General features: G+C 62.2%; 20 protein-coding genes. 12 read left to right on the top strand and 8 right to left on the bottom strand.

From position 1 onward, the window contains the following. The first annotated feature begins 7 nt into the window (after positions 1-7). From BGP00_RS04340 to BGP00_RS04350, 3 genes are all read left to right on the top strand, one after another. Positions 8-2,353 carry a TonB-dependent receptor gene (locus BGP00_RS04340; protein ID WP_292922194.1) on the top strand — a complete coding sequence of 782 codons (2,346 nt, stop codon included), beginning with the start codon at positions 8-10 and terminating at the stop codon, positions 2,351-2,353. A 362-nt stretch (positions 2,354-2,715) separates the two neighbouring features. After that, positions 2,716-3,111, top strand: a complete 396-nt coding sequence (locus tag BGP00_RS04345) for a hypothetical protein (RefSeq protein ID WP_292922196.1) — start codon at positions 2,716-2,718, stop codon at positions 3,109-3,111. Beyond that, on the top strand, positions 3,108-3,242 hold the full coding sequence (locus BGP00_RS04350) for a hypothetical protein (RefSeq protein WP_292922198.1): 135 nt from the start codon (positions 3,108-3,110) through the stop codon (positions 3,240-3,242). Before BGP00_RS04345 ends, BGP00_RS04350 begins: the two co-directional genes overlap by 4 nt. A 317-nt stretch (positions 3,243-3,559) precedes the next feature. Here the strand turns inward: BGP00_RS04350 and BGP00_RS04355 are convergent, their stop codons facing one another. From BGP00_RS04355 to BGP00_RS04365, 3 genes are all read right to left on the bottom strand, one after another. Next, positions 3,560-3,922 (bottom strand): hypothetical protein, encoded by a 363-nt coding sequence (locus BGP00_RS04355; protein ID WP_310014627.1) that lies wholly within the window; start codon positions 3,920-3,922, stop codon positions 3,560-3,562. Between the two features lie 35 nt (positions 3,923-3,957). Further along, positions 3,958-4,278, bottom strand: coding sequence for a hypothetical protein (locus tag BGP00_RS04360; protein WP_292922202.1), 321 nt, complete (start codon positions 4,276-4,278; stop codon positions 3,958-3,960). 242 nt (positions 4,279-4,520) lie between these two features. Then, positions 4,521-5,426 (bottom strand): AraC family transcriptional regulator, encoded by a 906-nt coding sequence (locus tag BGP00_RS04365; RefSeq protein WP_292922204.1) that lies wholly within the window; start codon positions 5,424-5,426, stop codon positions 4,521-4,523. Positions 5,427-5,524: 98 nt separating this feature from the next. Here BGP00_RS04365 and BGP00_RS04370 point away from each other — a divergent pair, with 98 nt between their 5' ends. Beyond that, positions 5,525-6,274 carry an SDR family oxidoreductase gene (locus BGP00_RS04370; protein WP_292922206.1) on the top strand — a complete coding sequence of 250 codons (750 nt, stop codon included), beginning with the start codon at positions 5,525-5,527 and terminating at the stop codon, positions 6,272-6,274. A 340-nt stretch (positions 6,275-6,614) separates the two neighbouring features. Beyond that, entirely contained in the window at positions 6,615-7,202 is a 588-nt protein-coding gene (locus tag BGP00_RS04375; protein ID WP_292922208.1) for a nitroreductase family protein, read from the top strand. Between the two features lie 41 nt (positions 7,203-7,243). Here BGP00_RS04375 and BGP00_RS04380 read toward each other — a convergent pair whose 3' ends face one another. Genes BGP00_RS04380 through BGP00_RS04390 form a run of 3 tightly spaced genes read right to left on the bottom strand, consistent with a single transcriptional unit; the run spans position 7,244 to position 8,012 of the window. Next, entirely contained in the window at positions 7,244-7,387 is a 144-nt protein-coding gene (locus BGP00_RS04380; RefSeq protein ID WP_292922210.1) for a hypothetical protein, read from the bottom strand. Beyond that, positions 7,371-7,757 (bottom strand): MFS transporter, encoded by a 387-nt coding sequence (locus BGP00_RS04385; RefSeq protein ID WP_292922212.1) that lies wholly within the window; start codon positions 7,755-7,757, stop codon positions 7,371-7,373. Before BGP00_RS04385 ends, BGP00_RS04380 begins: the two co-directional genes overlap by 17 nt. 21 nt (positions 7,758-7,778) lie before the next feature. After that, the gene (locus BGP00_RS04390; protein ID WP_168601202.1) at positions 7,779-8,012 is read right to left on the bottom strand and encodes an MFS transporter; all 234 of its coding nucleotides are present in this window, start codon (positions 8,010-8,012) and stop codon (positions 7,779-7,781) included. Between the two features lie 618 nt (positions 8,013-8,630). On the opposite strand from BGP00_RS04390, the gene BGP00_RS04395 reads away from it, so the two are divergent. The 7 genes from BGP00_RS04395 (at position 8,631) to glpK (ending at position 20,876) form a co-directional block, all read left to right on the top strand. Next, a complete protein-coding gene (locus tag BGP00_RS04395; RefSeq protein ID WP_292922215.1) occupies positions 8,631-10,880 on the top strand; it encodes a TonB-dependent receptor in 2,250 nt (749 codons plus the stop codon). Positions 10,881-10,987: 107 nt separating this feature from the next. Beyond that, positions 10,988-12,886, top strand: coding sequence for a glycoside hydrolase family 2 TIM barrel-domain containing protein (locus BGP00_RS04400; protein ID WP_246869838.1), 1,899 nt, complete (start codon positions 10,988-10,990; stop codon positions 12,884-12,886). Next, positions 12,883-13,809 carry an alpha/beta hydrolase gene (locus tag BGP00_RS04405; RefSeq protein WP_292922218.1) on the top strand — a complete coding sequence of 309 codons (927 nt, stop codon included), beginning with the start codon at positions 12,883-12,885 and terminating at the stop codon, positions 13,807-13,809. Before BGP00_RS04400 ends, BGP00_RS04405 begins: the two co-directional genes overlap by 4 nt. Positions 13,810-13,825: 16 nt before the next feature. Further along, positions 13,826-16,492, top strand: a complete 2,667-nt coding sequence (locus BGP00_RS04410) for a glycoside hydrolase family 2 TIM barrel-domain containing protein (protein WP_292922220.1) — start codon at positions 13,826-13,828, stop codon at positions 16,490-16,492. A gap of 15 nt (positions 16,493-16,507) precedes the next feature. Beyond that, positions 16,508-17,755 carry an MFS transporter gene (locus BGP00_RS04415; RefSeq protein ID WP_168601199.1) on the top strand — a complete coding sequence of 416 codons (1,248 nt, stop codon included), beginning with the start codon at positions 16,508-16,510 and terminating at the stop codon, positions 17,753-17,755. A 127-nt stretch (positions 17,756-17,882) separates the two neighbouring features. Next, positions 17,883-19,388, top strand: a complete 1,506-nt coding sequence (gene glpD / locus BGP00_RS04420) for a glycerol-3-phosphate dehydrogenase (RefSeq protein WP_292922224.1) — start codon at positions 17,883-17,885, stop codon at positions 19,386-19,388. Between the two features lie 12 nt (positions 19,389-19,400). Further along, entirely contained in the window at positions 19,401-20,876 is a 1,476-nt protein-coding gene (gene glpK, locus BGP00_RS04425; RefSeq protein WP_292922227.1) for a glycerol kinase GlpK, read from the top strand. A 67-nt stretch (positions 20,877-20,943) separates the two neighbouring features. Here the strand turns inward: glpK and BGP00_RS04430 are convergent, their stop codons facing one another. Continuing rightward, positions 20,944-23,361 carry a TIM-barrel domain-containing protein gene (locus BGP00_RS04430; protein WP_292922229.1) on the bottom strand — a complete coding sequence of 806 codons (2,418 nt, stop codon included), beginning with the start codon at positions 23,359-23,361 and terminating at the stop codon, positions 20,944-20,946. 5 nt (positions 23,362-23,366) lie between these two features. Beyond that, complete coding sequence (locus tag BGP00_RS04435) at positions 23,367-24,614, bottom strand: MFS transporter (protein WP_292922231.1); 1,248 nt, start codon at positions 24,612-24,614, stop codon at positions 23,367-23,369. Between the last annotated feature and the right edge of the window lie 122 nt (positions 24,615-24,736).

The raw sequence follows: 24,736 nt of genomic DNA on the forward strand, positions 1-24,736 counted from the left end.
GATTTGCATGAAAGGTATAATTTTAAAGAGCGGCTGCGCTGTGCTGGCACTGGCCGTTCCGGCTTTGGCTAATGCGCAGGCCACTGCTGACAAGCCAAAGACAGAGGCCGCCACGGTGAATGATATCATCGTCACGGCGCAGTTCCGTGGCCAGAGACTTCAGGATACGCCGATTGCGATTACGGCTCTAAGCGGCGATGCTTTGCTTTCCCGCAGCTATAATACGATCACAGACCTCAGCAACACCTCGCCCAATGTCGTACTCAAGCCGACCGGCTCTGCTTTCGGCCCGGGCGCCGCTATTTACATTCGCGGCATCGGCCAGGCCGACACCAGCTTTGCCTATGAGCCAGGTGTGGGACTTTATGTCGATGATGTCTATCGCGGCGCCGTTTTCGGGGCTCAACTCGACCTGCTTGATCTGGACCGGGTGGAAATTCTGCGCGGGCCGCAAGGGACGCTGGCGGGTAAGAACTCCATCGGCGGCGCCGTCAAGCTCTACACCAAAAAGCCGAACGGAACCAATGGCGGCTTTATCGAGGCCACGACGGGTTCTCGCGATCGCGTTGACGTTCGCGCCGGCGCCGACATCACCCTGGTGCCCGACAAGCTCTTTGCACGCATTTCCGGGGTGACCCGTCACCAGAACGGATACCTCACGCGCTATGATTTCGGCTGCCGTAATCCTGCTTACGCAAGTGCGGTGCCTGCGACGGCGGGCAGCACGGGTAATTGCGTGATCGGCCATGAGGGCGGCACCAACTACACGGCGGCGCGCCTGGCTCTTCGCTGGATTGCCACCGACAATCTGGAGGTGAATGTTTCGGCAAGCCGTCTTGTCGACGATTCCGAGCCTTCCGCAACCAAGCTTATTGCCATGGCGGTGTCCCCAATTCTGACACCCGGTGTGGCCAATCAGTCGATTTTCCTCACGCCTGCGCGGGAATACAGCAACTATTCCACTTATCAGACGCCCGCGTTCACCGATGCGGCCGGGTCGCATCCGACCACGGTCTGGCAGCCGAACACAAGGCTGCGGACCTGGGATACGGCGATGACGATTGATTGGAAGCTGGGCGATATCGCGATAAAATCGGTTACGGCTTACCAAAATATCTCGGGCCGCTATGGCACCGATTTTGATGGATCGCCCTTTGGCATCAATACGGGCACCATTACCAATGGCCATCGCCAGTTCACACAGGAACTGCGCATCAGTTCGTCGAGCTTTAACAAGATGCTCGATTGGACTCTTGGCGCTTATTACTACAAGGCCACGAGCACCATCGTCGGTGGCGACATTATTGCGCCCGGAGCACCATTCAGTTCGGTATTTTATTCAGATGACCGGATTCCGGCGCGCAGCCTTTCAGGATTTGCCCATGGGGTCGTGCATGTCACCGACAAGCTCGATCTGACCGGTGGGATTCGCTATACCGATGACAAGAAAGATTACTATTTCGAACGGCAAAACCCGTTCAACACAAGCCAAACTTCTTATACGGCGCAAAGCCTGATCGACGGCGCGGTCGGACGGTTTTCCGGCAGTCGTTTGGACTATCGCGCCAATGCCAGTTACAAGTTCACTCCGGGCATCATGGCCTATGCCCAATTTTCGACCGGCTATCGTGGCGGCGGTATCAACCCCCGGCCGTTTGTTGTGCAGCAGGTGGTGCCGTTTAACCCGGAAACACTTTCGGCCTATGAAATCGGCCTGAAGAGCAGTTTGTTCGATAGGGCGGTGCAGTTGAATTTGTCGGGATTTATCAATGATTATAGCAATATAATCTTTATGAATACCGCGCCCACCGTCGTGGGCGGCGTGCTGATTACGCCGCAGAACTCCACGCCGACCAATGCGGGCAATGCTCAGTTGAAAGGCATTGAGGCCGAACTTCATGCCACTCCGGTCAATGGACTGAGTATTGATGCGAGCCTGAGCTATCTTGATTTCAAACTCAAAAGTATTGGTGCCAGCGGCGCCACCATCGCCAATATCACACTGGCCTCGCAAGCTCCTTTCATCACCAAATGGAAGGGAAGCGTGGGTGTTCAATATGAAGCCATGCTGGGCAGCAGCGGCAGTATCACGCCGCGCATTGACTTTGCCTATCAATCCTCATTCTACACTAATGTCGACAATAATCCTTTGTCGAATGTTCCGGGCTATACGATGCTTAATGGCCGCATCACCTGGAATTCTCCTGAACACAACTGGTCACTTTCCTTGGCTGTGACCAATATGGCCAATAATTTTTATTATCTGAACAAGGTTCGTCTGCCGATCGGCATCACGACCGGAACTTTGGGAGCGCCACGGGAATGGTCGCTTTCCCTGCGGAGGAAATTCTGATCTGAGAACTTGTGGCTGGCTCGAAGGTTGAGCCAGCCACAAGCTCATTTCACTTTATCGACGCGGGCGTTCGCCCCGGAGCCGGATGGATCGCCAGATCCCGGTCCGAAATCTCGCAGCCTTATCACGATCTGCTGGTCTGCCTTTGCGTGCACCAAATCGCGAGGCCAAATTCCAGAAGCCGCTCCGCCGCGTCGGAAATCAATGGAGCTGCCGGTGCTGATGAGGCCGAGAAACGGTAATGTTCGAAAATTCCGAACATATCCTTCAAATTTAATCAGCTGTTTTGGGGGTCTGAATTTCGCCATGGTCGCCTCGTCACGCAGGATAACCGCACATTCCTGACGTTGAGGAGCATTCTTATGGCCTATCTGGATCTCACGCAGGGTTTTATCTCAACCGGCCCCGCCGCAGCCCCATCTGCGCAAAATTCGCGGTTCATTCCGGCGCTGACAAGGCTTGAGCGACTGGCCATCCACATTGCCCAGAGCGATGGGATCGACAGTCTGGCACAGCCCGAGCGCGGCAATCGTTTCATGCGTTGGCTGTTCAGGGCGGATCGCCCCAATCCACTGGCCGATCCGCGACTGGAGGCATTGCGGCGCTATGCAGTCCTGTTACGCTTGCGCGGGGACGCCATGCCTGCCGGTGAAACGCGCCGTTTGCTTGACGCCGGTTTTGCCCGCGAAACACTGAACGAGGTCCATCAGCTCGTCTATGGCGCAGCAAAAGAAATTAACAGGGCTTTTCAGTCATGACCTGGTTGCCTGTGATCCTCACCCTCTTGGGTTTCAACCCGATGCAGACCGCGCAAATCACCGCCGCGCTTGATGCCATCCACGCCACGGGCTGGGGCTCCCTGCGTCGGCGCCAGTTGGACGCCGAATAGCTTCTTGCTCTGGCGCCAAGCATGCAGGGAAAGTTCTCGTGCTTCGCAAAACATAGGGGGCACCACGGTGAGCGCTCTGGTTTTGCTTGTGGCAGCAAACCCTGCGGCAACCATCAGATGGTTGCGCGATCGCTTACGGCAGCCATCGTCATTCGCGCACAAAAACCGGTCTTTCCGGATACGGTGCCAGTGCCGTCATTGCTTCATTCGATATGTTGCGGTTATACTGATCTTCAACTGCCGCGAAACTGTCGTATGTCCGGCTAGGGGCCCGGACCTCGGAATGGGCGATTAGCTCACTCCAGAGCCTGTGACGCTCACTGATAGCGCAACGTGTTCTCGAACCCAACGTTGGTCCTGGTCATCTTGGTCAGTTTTCTAAGGTTGGCGCGGACATATCTTTCGAAGCGCCGGTCATCATAAATGCCCGTGGCCCGATGCTCGTCTTGCCCCAGCAATTCTTTGAGGCGCGCGGCGAAAGCGGCCTGATCGCCCTGGCGTGCGGCGGCCATCAGGGTTCGGCAAACCCATTCCTCGGCGGCTGCCTTGTCATAGTCGTCCTGACCTTCATATCCCCGCATGTCCGCTGCGGTCTGATCAAGTCTCGCGGCTTCGATGCGGCATTCCAGCCATTTGCGAACCAGTTCGCCTTCCCATGCTTTTGCCGAAACGCTCATCATGCTCTCCAACCTTGGTCTGTTACGGCAATCGGCGACTAGTTGCCGTCCGCGTCGACAACGAACACCATGGGCTTGCCGCGAGACATCGGTTCCCACCCGGCCAGCAGTGCCGCACGAATTCCCCGGGAAACAAGGGCGTCGCTGATTTGCAGGCGGCTCGGTGGCAAGCCTTTCAGCAGACGTTTCGGCGGGGGAAATTCCAGCACGGCTCCGCGCTGGCCATCTTGCTGGAGCAACGCAACGGCCATGCCCTTCCAGCCTTCAAACTCGCTCCAGTGCGGCTCGCGTCGAAGTTCCCAATCATAGTGAAGCCCGTCAACGTCGACGGTACCGGCAAGCCTGTGAATGTTTGACATGTCGACGCGATTAGCAGGTTTCTGTCGGCAAGGAACAGATTTTGCGCCCATGGGTCAGGCCGCCCACGGTTGGTCTGATGGCGCGATATAGCCGCCCGCGAAGCGATGGGCGCGGTTGGCGGCCAGAGGATCTGCGGCCCAGTCCCTGATCAACGTGGCCTGCGGGTTTTGCGCTTCCGTACCGAAGATGCGGGCCAGTTGAACAACGCATGCGGCCGTTGGGGAACGTCTGCAGTTGCGGATTACGCTTCTGCCATCATTCTGGCAAAGCTGCCCGGCGGAGTGCCGTTGTGTTTCCGAAAGGCGGTGCTGAAAGCGCTGGCGGATTCATAACCGATGTCATCGGCGATGCGATCCAGTGATTTGCCACCACGGGAAAGCGCATCCTTGGCAACCGCCATGCGCCAACTGGCGAGATATTCCATGGGCGCACGGCCAACGATCAGGCTGAACCGCGCGGAAAAGGCCGACCGCGACATGCCGGCGATCCTTGCGAGCTGCGCAACGGTCCAATGGGCGCGGATATCGGCATGCATCGCGTGCAGCGCCCGGGCCAGCGCCGGATCGCGCAGCCCGGCCAGCAAGCCTGCCGAGGCGGCATCATGTCCCACCCCTTGCCACCGAAGGGCCTCGACCAGCAGCACTTCGAGCATGCGTTGCACGATCAGATCCTTGCCCGGATGACTGGATGTGCATTCTTCGGCCAGCAGGTGGATGGTCCGGCCCATGCGGTCCATCATGCCCTGCGCAGCGGGAATGTGGATCAGGCCGGGCAACAGCGCGAGCAGGAGAGGGGCATTGGCCCGCTCAAAGGAAAAACTGCCGCCTAGGGCCGCAAAATCAGGCTCGCCGTCCTGTTCCCCATGCCGGACCGCCTCCTTGCTCGGCTCCAGCAGAGGACCGGCCAGTTCCGGCTCACTGGCCAGAGCAAAGGCGGGCGTTGTCGGCATCAGCAGGAAATCCCCCTGCGCCAGTCTCAGCGGCGCCGATCCTTCGAAGGTCACCCATGCCTGTCCGGCGAGTATGAGCGTGAAGCCCGGCGCATCATGCGCCTGATAGCGAACCGCCCAGCGCCCCCGCGCCGTGATCGGCTTTGACAGGGCCGCATGGGGGCGCAGCAGGGTGATAATTTCGCTCAGGGGATCCATGGGTTTGGACGATCTGTAAATGAATATGGATCTATGATTATATATTGTCTTCCACTCAGCGTCTATCTCTCCCTGCATCGACATCAAGGAGACAGGCAATGACCAAGACGATCCTCATCACCGGCACATCCTCCGGTTATGGCCAGGCAACGGCGGAGCATTTCCTCGCCAAGGGCTGGAATGTGGTGGCGACCATGCGCAAGCCCGACCCGGCGGTGTTTGGCGGCGCTTCTGACCGGCTGCGCATTCTGCCGCTCGATGTCACCTCGCAGGAGAGCATTGCGACTCTGGCGGAGGCGGCAGGGCCCATCGATGTGCTGGTCAACAATGCGGGAGTGGGCGGGGTGGGCGCTTTCGAGGCCATGCCGATGAGCCTGATCCGGCAATTGATTGAGACCAACACAATCGGCGTGATGGCCATGTGTCAGGCCTTCATCCCCCAGATGCGGGAACGTCGCTCGGGCTGCATCGTCAATGTCACCTCAAGTGTCACTTTGGGCGCTTTTCCGCTGGCCGCAGCCTACACCGCGACCAAGCAGGCCATCGAGGGCTTCACCGGCTCGCTGGCGCATGAGTTGGGTTATTTTGGCCTTCAGGTGAAGCTGGTCGAGCCGGGCTATGCGCCGACCACGCGGTTCGGGGCCAATGCCATCGTGCCGGTGAGCGATCTGCTGCCGGGCGGCTATGCCGACTTTGCCCGCCCCATTCTGGAAGCCTTTGCCGCGCCCGCCCTGACCACGCGCGAGAGCGATGTTGCCCAGGCGGTGTGGGACGCGGTGCAGGACCGGACAGGCCAGCTCCGCTTTCCGGCGGGGGCGGATGCGCTGGCATTGGCAAAGGGCGCATAGCTCCAGTCCTTTTCGACCTGCAGCCCTGTTTCGACCATGACACGGTGTTGGTGGGCGGCGCGGGCCGGGCGCCAACCTTGTGCACGGCTTCTTGCCAATACCCGCCTGTTCGATGTCATGTCAGCGGCGATGGGGTGGAAGAAAGAGAATTGATGGGCGTCGGCGCATCGGGCTAGCCGGGAGGGGCGTATCAGGAGGCGTTTGGCCCTTGTGGCAGGCCGCGTCCCCGAATGGGCGATGGCGATAAGTCGGCCTGCAGCCAGATGCGGGACTTCCCTTTTGCGCAATGGCCGGTTTATCCTGCCCCAAAGGCCCAGGCTGATTGAAATAAGGAGCTTATATGACCACGCGTAATGCCGATCACCCGATCGATCCCGATTTCCTCGCCCGCTGGAGCCCGCGCGCCTATAGCGAGCAAGGGGTGACGCAGGCCGATCTGCTGCCTTTGTTCGAGGCCGCGCGCTGGGCCCCCTCCGCGTTCAATTATCAGCCTTGGCGCTTTGCCTATGCGCTGCGCGGCGATGCGAACTGGGATGCGTTTGTCGGCGCGCTGCTGCCGTTCAATGCGGGCTGGGCGCAGAAGGCCGGGGCGCTGATCTTCGTCCTGTCGGACAAGCAGATCACCGCGCCGGGGGCAAGCGAGGCGACGCCCGCCAAGTGGAACTCCTTCGATGCGGGCGCGGCATGGGCCTATCTGGCGCTGCAGGGGGCCAAGCGCGGATTGTCCACCCACGCAATGGCCGGTTTCGATCCCGAAGCGGCGGCCAAGGCAACCGGCGCGGGCGAGCGTTACAAGGTCGAAGTGGCCGTGGCCGCGGGCTGGCGCGGCGATGCGGGCGATCTGCCCGAAGCGCTGCAGGCGCGCGAAAAGCCCAGCCCGCGTTTGAGCGTGAACGAAATCGCGTTCCACGGCCCACTTCAGGGTTAAGGCAAAAAGGGGCGGCGCTTTTCAACGCCGCCCCCTCGCTGTCAGAACGTCTTGCGCAGCAGGATGCCGCCATAGCGCACATCGTCGCGGGGGACGAGGCGGCTGGTCCCGGCATTCAGGCCATTGGTGATCGCGCCGGTGATGCCCGCCTTGGCGCGATATTCCTGATCAGTGGTGGCGCTCACCTCGCCACAGCCGCCGGTGCGCTGGGGCCTTTGGTGGCGATGCTGATGGCACCTGCGCTGGCATTTTTGCCGAACAGCCCCGCCCAGACCAGCCCCGCCGCCCCCCCAGTTCAAAAGCCGCCCGCCAGCCATATTCGGCCGCCACAAAAGGAATCGCCAAAGGCGCCAGCATCGCGCCAATACTGTTCATCGCATTGGACAGACCAAAACTGGCGCTGCGCAGTGGAGCATGGAAAATCCTGGCGATGGTTTTCACGCTCGATGGCGTCCCCATCGCCTCGGTCGCGCCAAGGGAAAGGCGGGCGGCGGTAAAGCCTGCCATCGAGCGCACCCAGCCATGCGCCATCACGGCCAGCGACCATACCGCCATCCCCAAGCGGATTGGCCCATTTCACCCCCGGCCTGTCCACAATCCAGCCCCTGCCAGAAAGCCGAACGCCGCGCCGGTCTGAAACCATGTGGCCAGCGTACCGTAATCCTCGTCATTCCAATGCAATTCGGCCGCGATGGTGGGTTTCAAAACCGCGATGATCTGGCGGTCGATCAGATTGAGAATGCCCGCCGACAAAGCGAGGGCAAAGAGCAGATTACGGCGAAAGGGGGCGTCAGCAAGTTTTCCTACCATACTGGTAGAGTATAGGGGCGGCCCGCGCAGCCATTGTCGACGGCGGATTTTGCGACACATTGATGGCGATGGCACGCAGGCGATGTCGCGGCCGCGATCTGCACAGGATCCTCAGGCCCAGTGCCTTGACCGCACGCGGGGCTTGTGTTGCGCGCGCCGGCCGTTGTTAGGCCAATTGCCGCCCAACGGTCTTGCCCGCGCGGATGCGTGTCGTCTTGTCTCGGATGTTGATCGCGAGTGTCATTTGCGCAACACCCTTGGGCAGAACCTTTCGGGCCCGTTTCGCCCCGGCCTCACGATCAAAGGTGGGATTTGAGAGATTGACGTCATGCCCGACGTTCGTCGTCCACTATAGGGGTATGTCAAATTATTATTTTATTATCATTGGTTTGATGGCGATGATCTGGAGATTTTCATACCGGTATGACGGCGGCCATGTGGTCTCCGAAGAATCACCGGGACGATTTCGGCCAAACATCTGATTGCCGCGACCCATGACCAATCATAAGGCCATTCATCCGCAATGTGCCAAACCGGTCTTGCATTTGGTCAGGCCATTATGTAGAACATCCTTCGAAACAAACAGGACGATTCAGTCCGGCATCATCAGGGGATGGTATGAAGAGCTTCCACAACTCCGTGTGCGTCGCCGCGCTCGCGGCTGCAATTGGTCTGTTGGCTGGCCCGGCCCATGCACAGAGCGCTGCGCCCAAGGCGTCTGACAAGCCTGACACGGGCGAAATCATCGTGACCGCGCAAAAGCGCGCCGAAAACGTCCAGAACGTGCCGCTGGCCGTCTCGGTGCTGGGCGCGAACCAGCTTCAGGCCGCAGGCGTACGCAACTTCCAGGATCTCGGCGCGGTTTCGCCCTCGCTGACCATCCGCCCGGCCGAACATCCGGTGAATGCCAACGTGTCGCTGCGCGGCGTGGGCACTTTCGCTTTCGGCATTGGCGTTGAGCCGAGCGTGGCCGTGCTGGTCGATGAAGTGCCGATGGCGTTTCAGGCCCGCGCCTTCACCGATCTGCCCGATGTGGAGCGTATCGAAGTTCTTCGCGGCCCCCAATCGACCCTGTATGGCAAGGCGGCTTCGGCTGGTCTGATCAATATTATCACGCGCGGTCCCAGCGACACGCTCAAGGTTCGCGCGAATGCGACCGTGACGACCGATCAGGAATATGCGGTCAATGCCAGCGTTTCCGGCCCGATCAGCCCGACCGTGGGCTATGTGTTTTCGGCGGCCTATTCCAAGTGGGAAGGCAATGTGCGCAACCTGTTCAACGGCCAGAAGCTGAACGGCCGCGAAGCAGGCAATGTCCGCGCCAAGATCCGGTGGGAGCCGAGCAGCGATGCCAAGCTGACCCTGTCGCTCAATTACATGAACGGCAACACCAATATTGGCCGCCCGATCATTGCCCAGGCCGCCGGCGCCAATTTCCGCGGCACCGCTGGTCAGACCATCAGCCAGGTGCTGCCCGGCGTGGTGGTTGGGCCCAACAACCAGAACGCCAGCATCAATTACACCTCGCGCACCAAGTATCAGGGCGGCGGTGGCAATCTGCGCGGCGAATTCACGCTGGGCGATCACTCGCTGGTGACCATCACCTCCTATGACAAGTTCCGTCTGGACGACTATTTCGACTCCGACGAAACCTCTTCGGCGCTGACCGGCTTCAACAACATTCAGGTCGGCACGTTCAAGTCGACGCTTTTCACGCAGGAAGTCCGCCTGCTGTCCGACGGCAGCAAGCCTTTCCATTATACGGTCGGCGCCTATTACGCGAATGTCGATTTTGAGCGCCCCTTCTATCGCGGTCCGGCCTTCTCGCTGGCCAATTGGTACGCCACCTCCAAGTCGTCCCAGATCGCCGGTTTCGTTCAGGCCGACTGGCAGTTCATGCCCAAGGCGACCCTGACCGGCGGCGGGCGCGTGCAGAATGAAAAGGTGTCCTACACGTTCCAGGACATCCAGAACGGCAACGCCCAGTTCAGCGGCAGCGCCCAGGATACGGCAGCCACCTACCGCATCAGCGCGCGCTATGAATTCACGCCGCGCGTCAACGCTTTCGTGACCTATTCGACCGGCTACAAGGGTCAGACCTATGACCTGACCACCGGTTTCAACGCCAATCGTGCGGCGGCCGGGCCGATCAAGCCGGAAACTTCGCGCGATATCGAATTCGGTGTGCGCAGCCAGCTTTTCGACCGCAAGGTCACGCTGAACGTCACCTATTTCGACACGACCTACAAGAACCTGCAGGCCCAGACGATCGAAACGCTGGCCGACGGCACGACGAACTTCCGTCTGACCAACGTGGGCAAGCTGGGCACGCATGGCTTTGAAATCGATGCGGGCTATCGCCCCAGCTCGGATTTCAACTTCAACTCCTCGCTGGCCATTCTGGACGCGAAATATATCGACTATCCGGTGGCCCAGTGCTTCCCCGGCCAGACCGCCGCTCAGGGCTGCGTGGCGGGCACGCCCTCAAGCCAGAACCTGACCGGTACCCGCGCGGTTCAGGCCCCGCAGTTCAAGATGTCGGCAACGGCGGAATACACGCCCCAGATCCGCGATGGGCTGCGCGGCCTGGCGCAGGTCAATGTTCAGCATCAGAGCAGCGTCTATTACGCGGCCCGCGATCCCCAGACCTTCCAGAAGGGCTATGAGATCGTGAATATGAGCCTTGGTATCCGCGATGAAAATCGCCGCTGGGAAGTGGCCGCTTTCGTCAACAACCTGTTCGACCAGCAGTATTATCCCTCGCTGATCAACTCGAACGGCAGCTGGGGCAATGCCATGACCACGCAGGCGGTGCTTCCGCGTGACTTCCGCCGCTATGGCGGGCTGCGCGCCAGCCTGAACTTCTGATAATACCGGGCCGGGCGGCCAAAACCGCCCGGCCTTTTTGCGCGCGCCGCGCGCGGAAAAATCAGCCAGCCACAAGGGGCAGGGCCAATCCCATTCTTGGAGACGGTATGCGCAAGACCCACGCAATCAGGTTTTTCGCCGCAGCCCTTATGACGGGCAGCTTTCCGCTTCTGGCCGAAGAGGCGCCCAACGCGCTGCCTCTGGCCACAATTGCCAATGAGCCGTTGCTGGTTTCGGCCGACATGCGCGAGGGCACCGAACTCTCCGGCACCTGGAATTATTCAATCGACCCCTATCGCTCCGGCATATCGGGTTTTCATGGCGAAGCGCCGGATCTGGGGCAGCGGCGCTGGTTGGACATCGACGTGCGCAAGACCATGGCGCAGGACAACCGGACCATGTTCGAATTCGACATGGCCCATGCGCAAACCACCTCGCTGCCCGGATCATGGCTGGCCGCGACGCCCGAAATGCGCCATTATCAGGGCCTTGTCTGGTATCAGCGCCATTTTGACGCCCCGGCCAACCGCAAGGGCCGCTATTTTCTGCGCTTTGGCGCGGCCAATTATGCCACCACGGCCTATCTCAATGGCAAGCCCCTCGGTCGCCACGAGGGCGGCTTCACCCCCTTCGCCTTTGAGGTGACGCAGCAATTGCGCGATGGCGACAACCAGATCACCTTCGCGGTCGACTCGCAGGCCACCGCCACCACCGTTCCCCCCACCGTCACCGACTGGGAAAACTATGGCGGCGCGACGCGCGGCATCCGTCTGGTCCATACGCCCGCAACCTATGTCGACAATGCGATGGTCCGCCTGACCACCGACGGCAAGCTGGAGGCTGCGGCGCATCTGGATGGCGCATCGGCGGCGGGGCAGAGCCTGCATCTGACGATCGCCGGGCTCAAGCTGGACGTGCCGGGTAAAACCGACGCGCAGGGCAATTGGAAGGCTTCGATCCCCGCGCCGCGTTCGCTGGTGCGCTGGTCGCCGGAAAATCCCAAGCTTTATGATGTGACGCTGAGCGCGGGCGAGGACGTCTGGCGCGACCAGATCGGTTTCCGCACCATTGAGCGCAAGGGCGCGGACATCCTGCTGAACGGCAAGCCGATTTTCCTGCGCGGCATTTCGATGCATGAGGAAGAGATCAGCCCCAATCCGGCCCGCGTCATCACCCCCGAGGCCGCCAATGCCTTGCTGGGCGAGATCAAGAACGGGCTGCACGGCAATTACGTCCGCCTCTCGCATTACCCCCATTCCGAGGTGATGACCCGCGCCGCCGACAAGCTGGGCCTGCTGGTGTGGAGCGAGGTCCCGGTTTACTGGATGGTGGCGTGGAATAATCCCGGCACGCTGGCTGCCGCGCGCAACATGCTGGCTGAAAATATCCTGCGCGATTCCAATCGCGCCTCCGTGGTGATCTGGAGCGTGGCCAATGAGACCCCGGTCAATGATGATCGCAACGCTTTCCTGCGCACGCTGATCGGCGATGTGCGCCGTCTCGATCCCTCGCGTCTGGTCAGCGCCGCCCTGCTGGTCAAGCGCGAGGAAAATGCCAAGGTTCCGACCATGACCATGGCCGATCCGCTGGCGGGTGATCTCGATATTGTTGCCATCAACACTTACAACGGCTGGTACACCGGGGATCGCCTCTCCGACCTGCCCGCCAGCGTGTGGAATGTGCCTGCCGACCGTCCGCTGGTGTTTTCCGAATTTGGCGCGGATGCCAAATCGGGCTTCCACAGCCCGGACAGGATGCAGAAATTCTCCGAGGAATTTCAGGCCGAATATTACCGCAAGACGCTGGAAATGGCCGATCATGTGCCGACTCTGCGCGGGCTCTCGCCGTGGATCCTCAAGGATTTCCGCTCGCCCCGCCGCCAGAATCCCGACTTCCAGATGGGCTGGAACCGCAAGGGGCTGATTTCGGAGACCGGACAGCACAAGCTGGCCTTTGACGTGCTGGCCAATTACTACACGCGGAAATCCAAGGAGACGCCCAAGTGAAGCGCCTTGCCCTGATCGCGGCCCTTTGGGCCACTGCGGCAAGCGCTGCGCCGGGGGCATGGGTCGATGGCGTTCTGCCCGTCACCAATCCTCCGGTCAGCAAGGCGGTGGATCTGCCCATCACCCTCCCGCGCGAAAACCCCGCGCGTGAGGGCTGGGCACAGCAGACGCCCGATCAGCGGCTGGTTTATAATGTCAGCAAGCCGCAGCTCCTGCTCTGGCCCGGCACACTGGCGGCGGACAAGGTGGCCCCGGCGGTCATTCTGGTGCCGGGCGGGGGCTATCAGTTCCTCGCGATGGACAATGAAGGCTTTGACGTCGCCAAGCGCCTCGACAAGCAAGGCGTGCGGGTGTTCATCCTGAAATATCGCACCTTGCCAATAGGTAATGGGCCCGTCGGCGACGGTTTCCCTGCCTTCAAACAGGCGCTGGCCGGTCTGTTCCAGCGGGGCGAGCAGCCCAAGGAGGACAACCGCCCCTATGCCGTGGCCGATACGCAGGCCGCGATCCGCATGGTGCGCGCCCATGCCGGGGCGTGGCATGTCGACCCGGCAAAGGTCGGCATTCTGGGCTTTTCGGCAGGCGCGGTGACGGTTCTGGCCACAACGCAGGCCAATGCGGCGGATGCGCGGCCCGATTTTGTCGGCATGGTCTATGGCCCGACCCAGGGAACCGAAGTTCCCGCCCACGCCCCGCCGCTCTTTTCGGTCATCGCGGCCGATGACCGTTTCTTCAAGGCGCAGGACCTGAGCCTGCTTCACGCATGGCGCATGTCGGGCAGCTCGGTGGAGTTCCACCTCTACAGCGCGGGCGGCCATGGTTTTGCCTCACAGCCCAATGGCACGACCAGCGATGCATGGTTTGACCAATATGCGCTGTGGCTCAAAGACAATCATATAACCGGGCACATCACCGGCCAATAAGCGGAAAGTACCCCCGATGATCGCACGTCTTCTCGCCTGTACCGCCGGTTTTGCCCTTGGCGCCGCGCTTGCCTCCCACGCCGCCGCGCAGGAGGCCCGCACGGTCCTCCCGCTCGCCTCCGACTGGCGCTTTGCCGGGCAGGATGTCCCCGCTGATGCCGCCAAACCCGATTTTGCCGATGGCGGATGGCAGGCGGTTTCCGTGCCCCACACCTGGAACCGGGTGGGCTATTACCACCACGATCTGGGCGGCACGAACACGGCGGCCACGGTGGCCAAGAAAATGGGCGTGGGCTGGTATCGCAATCGGTTCGATGCGCCCGCCGATCTTGCCGGGCGCAAGACGTGGATCGAATTTGATGCGGCAAGCCGGGTGGCGCAGGTCTGGCTCAACGGCGTCCTGCTGGGCGAGCATCGCGGCGGCTTCGGGCGTTTCCGGCTGGATGCGACCGCCGCGCTGAAGCCGGGGCAGAGCAATGTTCTGGCCGTGCGGGTGGACAATTCGCAGCCTGCGGCCGGATCGTCCACATCTGACGTGCTGCCCCTGTTCGGCGACTTTTTCGTGCATGGCGGGCTTTATCGCCCGGTGCGGCTGATCTCTACCGCGCCGCTGCATGTCGATATGCAGGATTTTGGCGGGCCGGGCCTCTATGCCAATACGGCGGCGGTTCAGGGCGGCGATGCGCAGGTGCATGTCCGCCTGCGTCTGACCAATGATGCGGGCAAGCCGGCTCTGGCCTCGGCGCGGATCGCCCTGATCGACCGCGATGGCAAGGTGGCGGCGCAGACCACCGTCAAACAGGCCCTTGGCGTCAAGGCGACGCAGGAAGTGGCCGCCGATCTGACCGTTGCGGGTGCCCATCTGTGGCAGGGCGTGGCCGATCCCTATCTCTACCGCCTGCGCGCCGAGGTGCTGGGCGCCGATGGCAAGGTCAGCGATGCGGTCGAGCAGAATTTCGGCATCCGCACCATGCGTTTCGATGCCGACAAGGGCTTCTTCCTCAATGACAAGCCCTATGTCCTGCATGGTGTGGGCTATCATCAGGACCGCGACGGCAAGGGCTGGGCGATCAGCCCCGCCGATGTCGAGGAAGACGTGGCGACGATGCGCGAAATGGGCGTCAATTCGATCCGCCTGACTCATTATCAGCATGGACAGACCATCCACGATCTGGCCGACCGCTATGGTTTTGTGCTGTGGGATGAAGTGCCGCTGGTTTCGGCCTGGACCACGATGGGCAAGATGGAGCCGGAGCCCGCGCTGGTGGCCAATGTACGCCAGCAATTGAGCGAATTGATCCACCAGAATTACAACCACGCCGCAACCGCCATCTGGAGCATCGCCAACGAGGTCGATTTCGGCAACTCGCTGCCCGCTTTTGTCCGGGGCGGCACCGATGGGCAGACACCCGATCCGATGCCTTTGCTTAACATGCTGCAGAAACAGGCAAAATCGGAAGATCCCTCGCGCCCGACCGCTCTGGCGACCTGCTGCGAAGGGCGGCTGTTCGGCGCGGATGTGGCCATTCCCGAAACGGCGGTGGCCGCCGATCTGGGCGGGGCCAACCGCTATTTCGGCTGGTATTTCGGCAAGGAGCAGGATCTTGGCCCGGCGCTGGATCAGTTGCACGCCAAGCGTCCGGCCCAGCCTTTGTCCGTCACCGAATATGGCGCTGGCGGGGCGTTGACGATCCATACGGACAATGTGCTGGGCGGGATGCCGGATTCGCGCGGCGCGGCCCAGCCCGAAGAATATGAATCCTATATCCACGAAACCGCGCTGGCCCAGATCGCCGCCCGGCCTTATCTCTATGCCTCTTGGCTGTGGAATTCCTTCGATTTTGCCACCACCGTGCGCACCGAGGGCGATGCGCAGGACATCAACACCAAGGGTCTGGTCGCCTATGACCACAAGACCCGCAAGGACGCCTGGTATTTCTATAAGGCGAACTGGAGCGACGCGCCCACGATCCGCATCACCGGGCGGCGCTATGCAGCCCGCGCCTATGGCGTGACCGACGTCAAGGTTTACAGCAATGCCGAGAGCACCGAGCTGCTGCTAAACGGTCGCTCCTTGGGCAAGCGCGAGGGCTGTGCGCAGATGGTCTGCGTCTGGCCCGCCGTGGCGCTGGATGCGGGTGAGAACCGGCTGGTGGCGCGCGGCATCCGCCATGGCGCGGCGGTCGAGGATCAGATCACCTGGACGCTCTCGCCCGAAAAGCGCGGGCATATCGCCATCGACACCGGAACTCTGGTTGCGGCGAAAAGCAAGACGCGCCTGCTGGGCTCGGACAACTGGTTTGAAGGCGGCGAGGTGGCCAGTCTGGACAAGCCCGCCGATTACGGCCGCAAGGCTGAGCCTGCCCGCATCGACGGCACGGGTGAACGCGACGCCATCGCCACCTATCGTAAGGGCAGTTTTGCCTATCACATTCCCGCGCCTGCCGGGCGTTACAAGCTGACCCTGTGGTTCCCGGCCATGGCCGGGCAGGTCAAGGGCGGTTTCGATGTCCGCGCCAATGGCAAACCCATCCTGCGCGCCTTTGAACCGGCCGCCCCGGCGGCGGATGCGGCGGCTGTGGCGCGGACCTTCGATGTTACGTCCAAGGGCCGGATCGATCTGGAATTCAAGGCGGGGACGGCTCCGGCGCGCGTTTCGCTGATCGAACTCGACGCTCAATAAAGGTATCCCGCGTAAATGGCTGGCAAAGTAAAATCCCTGCGTTGGTGGATCATCGGTCTGGTGACGCTGGGGACCGTGCTCAATTATCTGGCGCGCTCGACGCTTTCGGTCGCCGCGCCCACGCTGAAGGCGGAACTGAGCATCACGACCCAGCAATATAGCTGGATCGTGATCGCCTTTCAGGCCAGCTATACGGTGATGCAGACGGTGGCGGGCGCGGTGCTGGATGCGCTGGGCACGAGGCTGGGGTTCATGATCTTTGCGGTGGGCTGGGCGGTGGCCAATGCGCTCCATGCGCTGGCTGGGGGCTGGGTTGGCCTTGCCTTTTTCCGCAGCCTGCTGGGCGCGAATGAGGCCGCCGCCATTCCCGCCGGGGCCAAGGTCGTGTCCGAATGGTTCCCCGCGCGCGAACGCTCGCTGGCCACCAGCGCGTTTCAGATGGGCACCAGCGTCGGCAATATGATTGCCCCGCCCTTGGTGGCCTTTTGCATCCTGTGGTGGGGCTGGCGCTCCGCCTTTGTGGTGTCGGGCGCGCTCAGCATGGTGTGGGCGCTGATGTGGTGGTTTTGCTATCGGAGGCCTGAGGAACATACGCGGCTTTCGGCGCAGGAACTGACCATGATCCGCGAAGGACAGGGCGGGGCCGCGCCCGATGGCCCGGTGCCCAGCCGCTGGTCGCTGCTCAAAGAGCGCTCGTTCTGGGCGATTGCCCTGCCGCGCTTCTTTGCCGAACCGGCGTGGCAGACCTTCAACTTTTTCATCCCGCTCTATCTGGTCAGCGCATGGCATCTGGATTTGAAGGCGGTGGCGCTCTGGGCATGGCTGCCGTTTCTGGCGGCGGATTTCGGGTCGCTGGCGGCGGGGGTGCTGCCCGGATGGCTGATCCGGCGCGGGGCGGGGGTAGTGGCTTCGCGCAAGATCACCATGACCTGCGGGGCGCTGTTGATGGCAGGCCCGGCCTGCATCGGCCTTGCCACCAGCCCGATGATGGCGATCGTCTTTTTCTGCATCGGCGGTTTTGCGCATCAGATGCTCAATGGCGCGCTGATTACACTGTGTTCGGACATGTTCCCCAGCAACCGGGTCGGCACGGTCAGTGGTCTGACCGGATCGGCGGCGTGGATCGGGGGCATCCTGTTCACCTTCCTGATCGGGCAAAGCGCGGATTCCTTTGGCTATAACCCGCTGTTCGTCAGCCTGTGCGGGCTGGATCTGGTGGGCTGCGCGGTTTTGTGGATGCTGGTTCGCAAGATCAAGGAATGATGAGTGGCAATTGCCTGCTAATTGGAATGACCAATTGACAGGATTGGAATGATGGCCTAGGCAGGAATCCGCAGGAACGCGCCCTATGGCGGCGTACCTGCCGGTTGCACACGATCAGGAAAAGTCGATGGCTCAAGCTCTTCCCCCGGTTGCCGATTATGACCTGCTGGTGATTGGCGGGGGCATCAATGGCACCGGGATTGCGCGCGATGCGGCGGGACGGGGGCTGAAGGTCCTGCTGGTCGAACGCGACGACCTGGCCGCGCACACCTCCTCGGCCAGCACCAAGCTGATCCATGGCGGCCTGCGCTATCTGGAATATTACGAATTCCGTCTGGTGCGCGAGGCTTTGCAGGAGCGCGAAAGGCTGATCCATATCGCTCCGCATATCAGTTGGCCGCTGCGCTTTGTCCTGCCTCAGCCCAAGGGCGGGCGGCCCGGATGGATGATCCGCATCGGCCTGTGGCTCTATGACCATATTGGCGGGAAACAGACTTTGCCGCCCTCGCATGGCGTTGATCTGCGCGATCCGCGATGGGGGGCGGGGTTGAAGCCGGGGTTGGCCAAGGGTTTCGTCTATTCCGATGCATGGGTTGATGATGCGCGGCTGGTGGTGCTCAACGCTATCGACGCGGCCGAGCGCGGGGCCGAAATCCGCATCGGCGTGACCGCCACCGGTGCGAAGGTGGAGGGCGATCACTGGCTGGTCGATCTTTCCGGTGCGGCGGGGCCGCAGCAGGTGCGCGCCCGCGCCGTGGTCAATGCCGCAGGTCCGTGGGTGGGCGCGATGCTGGGGGGCATTCCGCAGGCGCAGGCCCATGGCGGTATCCGTCTGGTCAAGGGCAGCCATATCATCGTGCCGCAGGTCTACCCCGGCGACCATGCCTTTATCCTGCAAAAACAGGACGGGCGGATCGTTTTCACCATCCCCTATCAGAACGGCTTCACGCTGGTGGGCACGACCGACCTGCTGGTGGGTGAGGCCGAGCGCGATGCGCCCAAAATCTCGGCGGAGGAGGTCGATTACCTCTGCGCCACGGTGAATGATTATTTCGAGGGCGAGATCAGCCCGGATGATGTCGTCTCGACCTATTCGGGCGTGCGTCCGCTCTATGACGATGGCGGGGCGGACGCCAAGGCGATCACGCGCGACTATGTGCTGAAACTGGGCCGCGAAAGCGGGCCGCAGGTGCTCTCGATCTTTGGCGGCAAGCTGACCACCTATCGCCGTTTGGCCGAACATGCGCTGGAAATGCTGGAGCCTTTCCTGCCGCCGATGCGCGGCGGATGGACCGGCACGGCGCCTTTGCCGGGCGGGGATTTTGCGGGCGGGTTTGCCGCTTTCCTTGCCGATGTGCGCCGCCGCTGGCCGTTCCTTTCGGTCGAACTGGCTGCGCGTCTGGCTCATGCCTATGGCTCGCGGATCGAGCGGATCTTGGGCAATGCGCAATCGCTCAATGATCTGGGCGAGGATTTCGGCAATGGGCTGTACGAGGCCGAGTTGCGCTATCTGGCCGATCATGAATGGGCGCGCACTAGCCGCGATGTTCTGTGGCGGCGCAGCAAGCTGGGCCTGACCGCGCAGGGCGATATGGCGCAGCGCATCGACCAATGGTTTGAAAAGAAAAAATAGGCGAGGGGCATCATGAGCGGCCATATTCTCAGCATCGATCAGGGCACGACCTCGACCCGCAGCCTGATTTTCGCGCCCTCGCATCAGGTGATCGCCAGCGCGCAGCAGGAATTTGCCCAGCATTATCCGGCCGATGGCTGGGTCGAACATGATGCCGAGGATATCTGGCGCGACACGCTGGCCACGGCGCAGGGCGCCATGGCCAAGGCGGGGATGGGGCCGGACGATATTGCCGCCATCGGCATTACCAACCAGCGTGAAACCGTGGTCCTGTGGGACCGCGCCACCGGCGCCCCGCTCCACCGCGCGATTGTCTGGCAGGACCGGCGCACGGCGGAAATCTGTGCCCGGTTGCATGAGGCGGGCCATGAAGCGCTGGTGCAGGAGCGCACCGGCCTGCTGCTCGATCCCTATTTTTCCGCGACCAAACTGGCTTGGCTGCTGGATACAATTCCGGGCGCACGCGAAAGGGCGGAAAAGGGCGAACTGGCCTTTGGCACGATCGACACTTTCCTGCTCTGGCGCCTGACCGAGGGGCGCGAGCACAAGACCGATGTGACCAATGCCTCGCGCACGCTGCTGTTTGATATTCGCAAACAGCGCTGGTGCCCCGATCTTTTGGCCCTGTTCCGCATTCCCGCCGCCGTTCTGCCTCAGGTTTGCCAGAGCGCGGATGATTTCGGCGTCACGCATCTCTTGGGCGGAACGATCCCCATTCGCGGCATCGCGGGCGATCAGCAGGCCGCGCTGGTGGGGCAGTCCTGCCTGGCACCGGGGCAGGCCAAGATCACCTATGGCACCGGCGGCTTCATGCTGATGAACACCGGCGAGGTGTTGACCCGCTCGCGCAGCCGGTTGCTGACCACGATTGCCTATCGCATCGATGGCGTCACGCATTACGCGATGGAAGGCTCTTTGTTCGTCGCGGGCGCGGCGATCAAATGGCTGCGCGATGGGCTGGGCATCATTGTCGAGGCGCGCCAGACGCAGGAAATGGCCGCGCGCCTGCCCGACAATGGCGGGGTCTATATGGTGCCCGCTTTCGTCGGCCTTGGCGCGCCGCATTGGTGCACCGAGGCGCGGGGGATGCTGACCGGCATGACCTTTGACAGCGGGGCGGCCCATATTGCGCGCGCGGCGCTGGAATCGGTGGCGTTTCAGACCGCCGATCTGGTTGCCGCGATGCAGGCCGATGGCGCGGGCGCGCTGGCGGCTTTGCGGGTCGATGGCGGCATGGCGGCCAATGACTGGTTCTGCCAATTCCTGGCCGACATTCTCGACATTGTGGTCGAACGCCCCGCCAATCTGGAAACCACCGCGCTGGGCGCGGCGATGCTGGCGGGTCATGCCAGCGGAGTCTGGCCCGATGCGCTTTCGGGCGCAAGCCGGGGCGAGGTGGTGCGTTTCCATTCGCAGATGGAGGCGCCCGCGCGCCAGAAATTGCAGGCCGGGTGGCAAGCCGCCATCCGCCGCGCCACTGCACGCTGAACCTCTCACCAGTGTTGCGGTCTATCGGCCGGGCCGCGCTTCCCTCAAGCGCGGCCCGGCCTTTTCTTTAAATGGCTGCGTCCACAACCTTGCGCGCAACGCCCAGCACATTTTCAAGGCGGGCAGCCATCACCGCACCATTGAGCGTGATCGCACGCGCCTCGGCGGCAGGCAGAACGATGCGCAGCGCCGGGGCCGGGGCGGGGCCATGGCCGGTCCATGCCGCCACGATGGTGATCGCATCCGATGCGCTCTTGACCCAGACATTCCACAGCGGCGGATGATCGGCATCGGGCCAAGCATTGCCGCTCTCGTCAAACCCGCTCCATGTGAATTGCCCCTCGCCCGGCGCGGGATAGAGCAGGACGGCGGGCTGGGGCGCAGCCTGTACGAAACCGGCCGGGGCCAGATCGAGGAACAGGCCCGAACCCTCACGCGCCAGCATTGGCGGCAGGCCCGAAAGCGGTGCGTCCAGCGCAACCTCTTGCCCGCCCGCGTAGGCGCGGTCATCGCGAACATCATACCAATTTGCGCCCATCGGCAGATAGGCCGTGACGCTCTCCACGCCCTTGTCCATCGCCGGGGCCACCAGCAGATCGGGGCCGAGTAGATGGGTGTCTCCATCCTCCCACGCCCGCGGGTCATGGCCGAAATCCAGCCAGACCGGGCGGCTGACCGGCTCATAATGGGCATGGTGGCGCCAGAGCAGATCATGCAGCATCGGCTGCAGCGCGCGTCGCAATTGCATCATGCCCACGATGGCCGGGGTGGCCTCGGGATACATCCATGGTTCGTTGACCGTGCGATCCGAATTCCAGCTGTGGATCGAGAAGCGCGGCATGACGATGCCAGCCTGAATCCAGCGCAGCAGCAGTTCCGGTTCGGGCGCGGGGCCGGCGAAACCGCCGATATCATGGCCGAAATTCGACACGCCCGACAGCGCGATGCCCAGCGCCATCTTCTGATTATAGCGGATCGTGTGCCACGCGGTGTAATTGTCGCCCGACCAGCTTTGCGCATAGCGCTGCATCCCGGCCATGCCGCTACGCGTCACCACATAGGGGCGCTCGTCGGGGCGATAGGCGATTTGCGCGGCGCGGCTTGCGCGCATCATCAGCAGGGTCTGCACCGGGCGTTCGGCGGCGGCCGGGCGGGGCGCGCCAAAGCCGGAGATCAGGGCGCGCTTGTCCCAGATCTCATACTCATTGTTGTCATTCCATGTCGAATGGATGCCATATTCCAGCAATTGCTGCGTCACCTGCTGGCGCCACCATGCGGCGGCGTCCGGGTTGGTGAAGTCGACATAGGCGCCCACCTCGTCCCAGAATTGGCAGACGATGGGATCGCCATCCGCGTCCGACACGAACCAGCCCTTCGCGGCCAGCTCATCATAGCGCGGATGTGTGACCAGCAGCGCGGGCTTGATATTGGGGACCAGTTCGACGCCCGCGTCGGCATAGGATTGTACGAAACCGCCGACATCGGGGAATTTTTCGCGGTTCCAATGGAATACGTAACGCTTGTCGCAAATCGAGGTGTAGCCCGAGGAGAGGTGGAAGCTCTCACACGGAATGTCGTGGCGCTTGATGCCTTCGATGAATTCGCCCATCCGCTCTTGCGCATTGGGGGCGTCGGTATAGGTCATGGTCGAGCCGGAATAGCCTACCGCCCAGCGCGGCTGAAACGCGGGCCGCCCGGTCAGCCATGTGTAGCGGCGCGTGACCTCGCGCGCGTCGGGCCCGGCGATCATGTAATAGTCGAGATCGCCGCTTTCGGCCCGCATATAGCGATAATGCGGGTGATAATTGTCATGCTCATGGCCGAAATCGAAACTCGGATCGGCGGTGGTGTCGTAAAACACGCCATGGGCCGCGCCCTCTGCATTGACCACGAGGACATAGGGGATCGACTTATACAGCGGATCATTCGCGCTGGCGTCGTAGCCCATCGGGTCCAGATTGGTGAGGCGGAAGCGGCGGCCCGCGCGGTCCATCGCCCCGGCCTTTTCGCCAAGGGCATAATAGCGCTCGCCGGTCTGGCGGGTGACGTAATGATAGGTGGCATCGTCCCACCAGCCGAAATTATAGGCTTGGGTCGGGCGGTCCTGGGCGATCAATTGCCATGCGCCATCGACCATCTGGTGCCATGTGCAGAAGAACCCTTCGCGCGCGATGGAGAGGCGCAGGAGGGTGGTGGCAATGGTGATGTGGGTTTCGGTTTCTTCGATGCTGAAATCGGGCGCGGCAAAGCCTTTGACGCTCATTCGGTCGCGGCCCGGCTCGGCAATATCGCTCTGCCCCGGCGCGATGGCCCAGCTCGGCGCGGATGTCACTTTGCCCTGCGTCAGCAGCAGGACGCGGATAATATCCTCTTCGGCCACGAAAATATGCGCAATCGCGCCGGTGTCGGCATGCAGGGTAACGCGCGGCCCCTCCCGCTCGGCCAGCGAAAAGCGGGGCGGATGGGCAAGGCTGGATTTACGCATGGGGGTCAGGCCTTTTGCAGGATGAGGTGGCGGCGCATGGCAAACAGCCACACCGCGCCGATCAGATCGAAAGCGCCAAGGCAGGCGAATAGCGGGGCGTAGCCGATCTTGTCGGCCAATTGCCCGATGGCAAGCGAGAAGAGCAGCCCGCCGGTCCATCCGGCCATGCCGACCAGCCCGTTGGCCTTGGCAATATCACCCTTGGGAAAGACATCGGCGGAGAGCGTGTTGATGAGCACCGAGATGATCTGATGCGCAAAGCCGCCAAGGGAAAGCAGCGCGATGGCTGCATATGGGCTGGCGACAAGGCCGACGCAGCCCGGCGCGATCATCATGACCGCGCCCAGTGAGATCCCGGCGATGCGCGAACCTTCAAGGCTGAGGCCCCGCGTGCGCTGCAGGAAGGGCGCGAGATAGCCGCCCAGAATGCCCCCCGCATCGGCGGCCAGAAACGGCACCCATGCGAAAAGCGCGATCTGGGTGATGTCCATGCCGCGCTCCTTGGCCAGATAGAGCGGGATCCAGAAGGAGAAGGTCTGCCACGCCGGTTCGGCCAGAAAGCGGGGGACGGCAATGGCCCAGAAACGCTTGGTTTTGGCAATCGCGCCCAAGGTCGTTGCGCTGGCTTCGACCGGGCGCTGGCCCTCGCGGATTTCGGCCAGTTCCTGGGGCGTGACATAGGAGGCGTCGCCGGGCGAGCGATAGAATTTATACCATGCCCCAGCGAATAAGACGCCCAGCGCCCCGGTGACGACAAAGGCTGCCTGCCAGCCATAGACCTTGGCGACCACGGCGGCCAGCACCGGCGCGATCACCGCGCCAAGCGACGTGCCCGCATTGAACCAGCCCACCGCCACCGAACGTTCGCGATCGGGGAACCATTCGCCGATCGTCTTCATCCCCGCCGGAATGGCGGCGGCCTCGGCCATGCCCAACATGCCGCGGAACGCCGCCAGCGAAAGCCAGCCCCGCGCCGCGCCATGGGCCATATTGGCCAGACTCCACGCCAGCGCGAACAAGGCGAAGCCTGCGGTCAGACCAATCTTGTCGATCAACATCCCGCCAATCGGCTGCATCAGCGTATAGGCAAGCTGAAAAGCGCCGACGATATAGGAATATTGCTCGGTCGTGATGGCCAGATCGGCCTTGAGCTGGGGTGCCAGAACGCCCAGCGAATTGCGCGCGATATAGTTGATGATGGTTCCCACCATCACCAGCAACAGAATGCGCAATCTTGCTGAGCGCCATGTCATGTTCTTATCCTCTCCCGAATTTTATGGCTTACCAATTCCACATGGTACCATCTTCGAGCCTTGCGACGGGGAGGTATGCGGGCTTGTAAGGATACTTGGCGGCGAGGGTTTCGTCGATGTCG

This window comes from Novosphingobium sp. 63-713, from assembly GCF_001898925.1.
Taxonomy (GTDB): Bacteria; Pseudomonadota; Alphaproteobacteria; order Sphingomonadales; family Sphingomonadaceae; genus Novosphingobium.

What these genes read in the sequence shown, in the direction of transcription:
- BGP00_RS04410 (WP_292922220.1), top strand. Translation starts at nt 13,826, where the DNA reads ATGATCGCACGTCTTCTCGCCTGTACCGCCGGTTTTGCCCTTGGCGCC.
- BGP00_RS04340 (WP_292922194.1), top strand. Translation starts at nt 8, where the DNA reads ATGAAAGGTATAATTTTAAAGAGCGGCTGCGCTGTGCTGGCACTGGCC.
- BGP00_RS04390 (WP_168601202.1), bottom strand. Translation starts at nt 8,012, where the DNA reads ATGGTAGGAAAACTTGCTGACGCCCCCTTTCGCCGTAATCTGCTCTTT.
- BGP00_RS04415 (WP_168601199.1), top strand. Translation starts at nt 16,508, where the DNA reads ATGGCTGGCAAAGTAAAATCCCTGCGTTGGTGGATCATCGGTCTGGTG.
- glpD (WP_292922224.1), top strand. Translation starts at nt 17,883, where the DNA reads ATGGCTCAAGCTCTTCCCCCGGTTGCCGATTATGACCTGCTGGTGATT.
- BGP00_RS04350 (WP_292922198.1), top strand. Translation starts at nt 3,108, where the DNA reads ATGACCTGGTTGCCTGTGATCCTCACCCTCTTGGGTTTCAACCCGATG.
- BGP00_RS04365 (WP_292922204.1), bottom strand. Translation starts at nt 5,426, where the DNA reads ATGGATCCCCTGAGCGAAATTATCACCCTGCTGCGCCCCCATGCGGCC.
- BGP00_RS04345 (WP_292922196.1), top strand. Translation starts at nt 2,716, where the DNA reads ATGGCCTATCTGGATCTCACGCAGGGTTTTATCTCAACCGGCCCCGCC.
- BGP00_RS04435 (WP_292922231.1), bottom strand. Translation starts at nt 24,614, where the DNA reads ATGACATGGCGCTCAGCAAGATTGCGCATTCTGTTGCTGGTGATGGTG.
- glpK (WP_292922227.1), top strand. Translation starts at nt 19,401, where the DNA reads ATGAGCGGCCATATTCTCAGCATCGATCAGGGCACGACCTCGACCCGC.
- BGP00_RS04385 (WP_292922212.1), bottom strand. Translation starts at nt 7,757, where the DNA reads ATGGCGGTATGGTCGCTGGCCGTGATGGCGCATGGCTGGGTGCGCTCG.
- BGP00_RS04375 (WP_292922208.1), top strand. Translation starts at nt 6,615, where the DNA reads ATGACCACGCGTAATGCCGATCACCCGATCGATCCCGATTTCCTCGCC.
- BGP00_RS04430 (WP_292922229.1), bottom strand. Translation starts at nt 23,361, where the DNA reads ATGCGTAAATCCAGCCTTGCCCATCCGCCCCGCTTTTCGCTGGCCGAG.
- BGP00_RS04400 (WP_246869838.1), top strand. Translation starts at nt 10,988, where the DNA reads ATGCGCAAGACCCACGCAATCAGGTTTTTCGCCGCAGCCCTTATGACG.
- BGP00_RS04395 (WP_292922215.1), top strand. Translation starts at nt 8,631, where the DNA reads ATGAAGAGCTTCCACAACTCCGTGTGCGTCGCCGCGCTCGCGGCTGCA.
- BGP00_RS04360 (WP_292922202.1), bottom strand. Translation starts at nt 4,278, where the DNA reads ATGTCAAACATTCACAGGCTTGCCGGTACCGTCGACGTTGACGGGCTT.
- BGP00_RS04370 (WP_292922206.1), top strand. Translation starts at nt 5,525, where the DNA reads ATGACCAAGACGATCCTCATCACCGGCACATCCTCCGGTTATGGCCAG.
- BGP00_RS04355 (WP_310014627.1), bottom strand. Translation starts at nt 3,922, where the DNA reads ATGATGAGCGTTTCGGCAAAAGCATGGGAAGGCGAACTGGTTCGCAAA.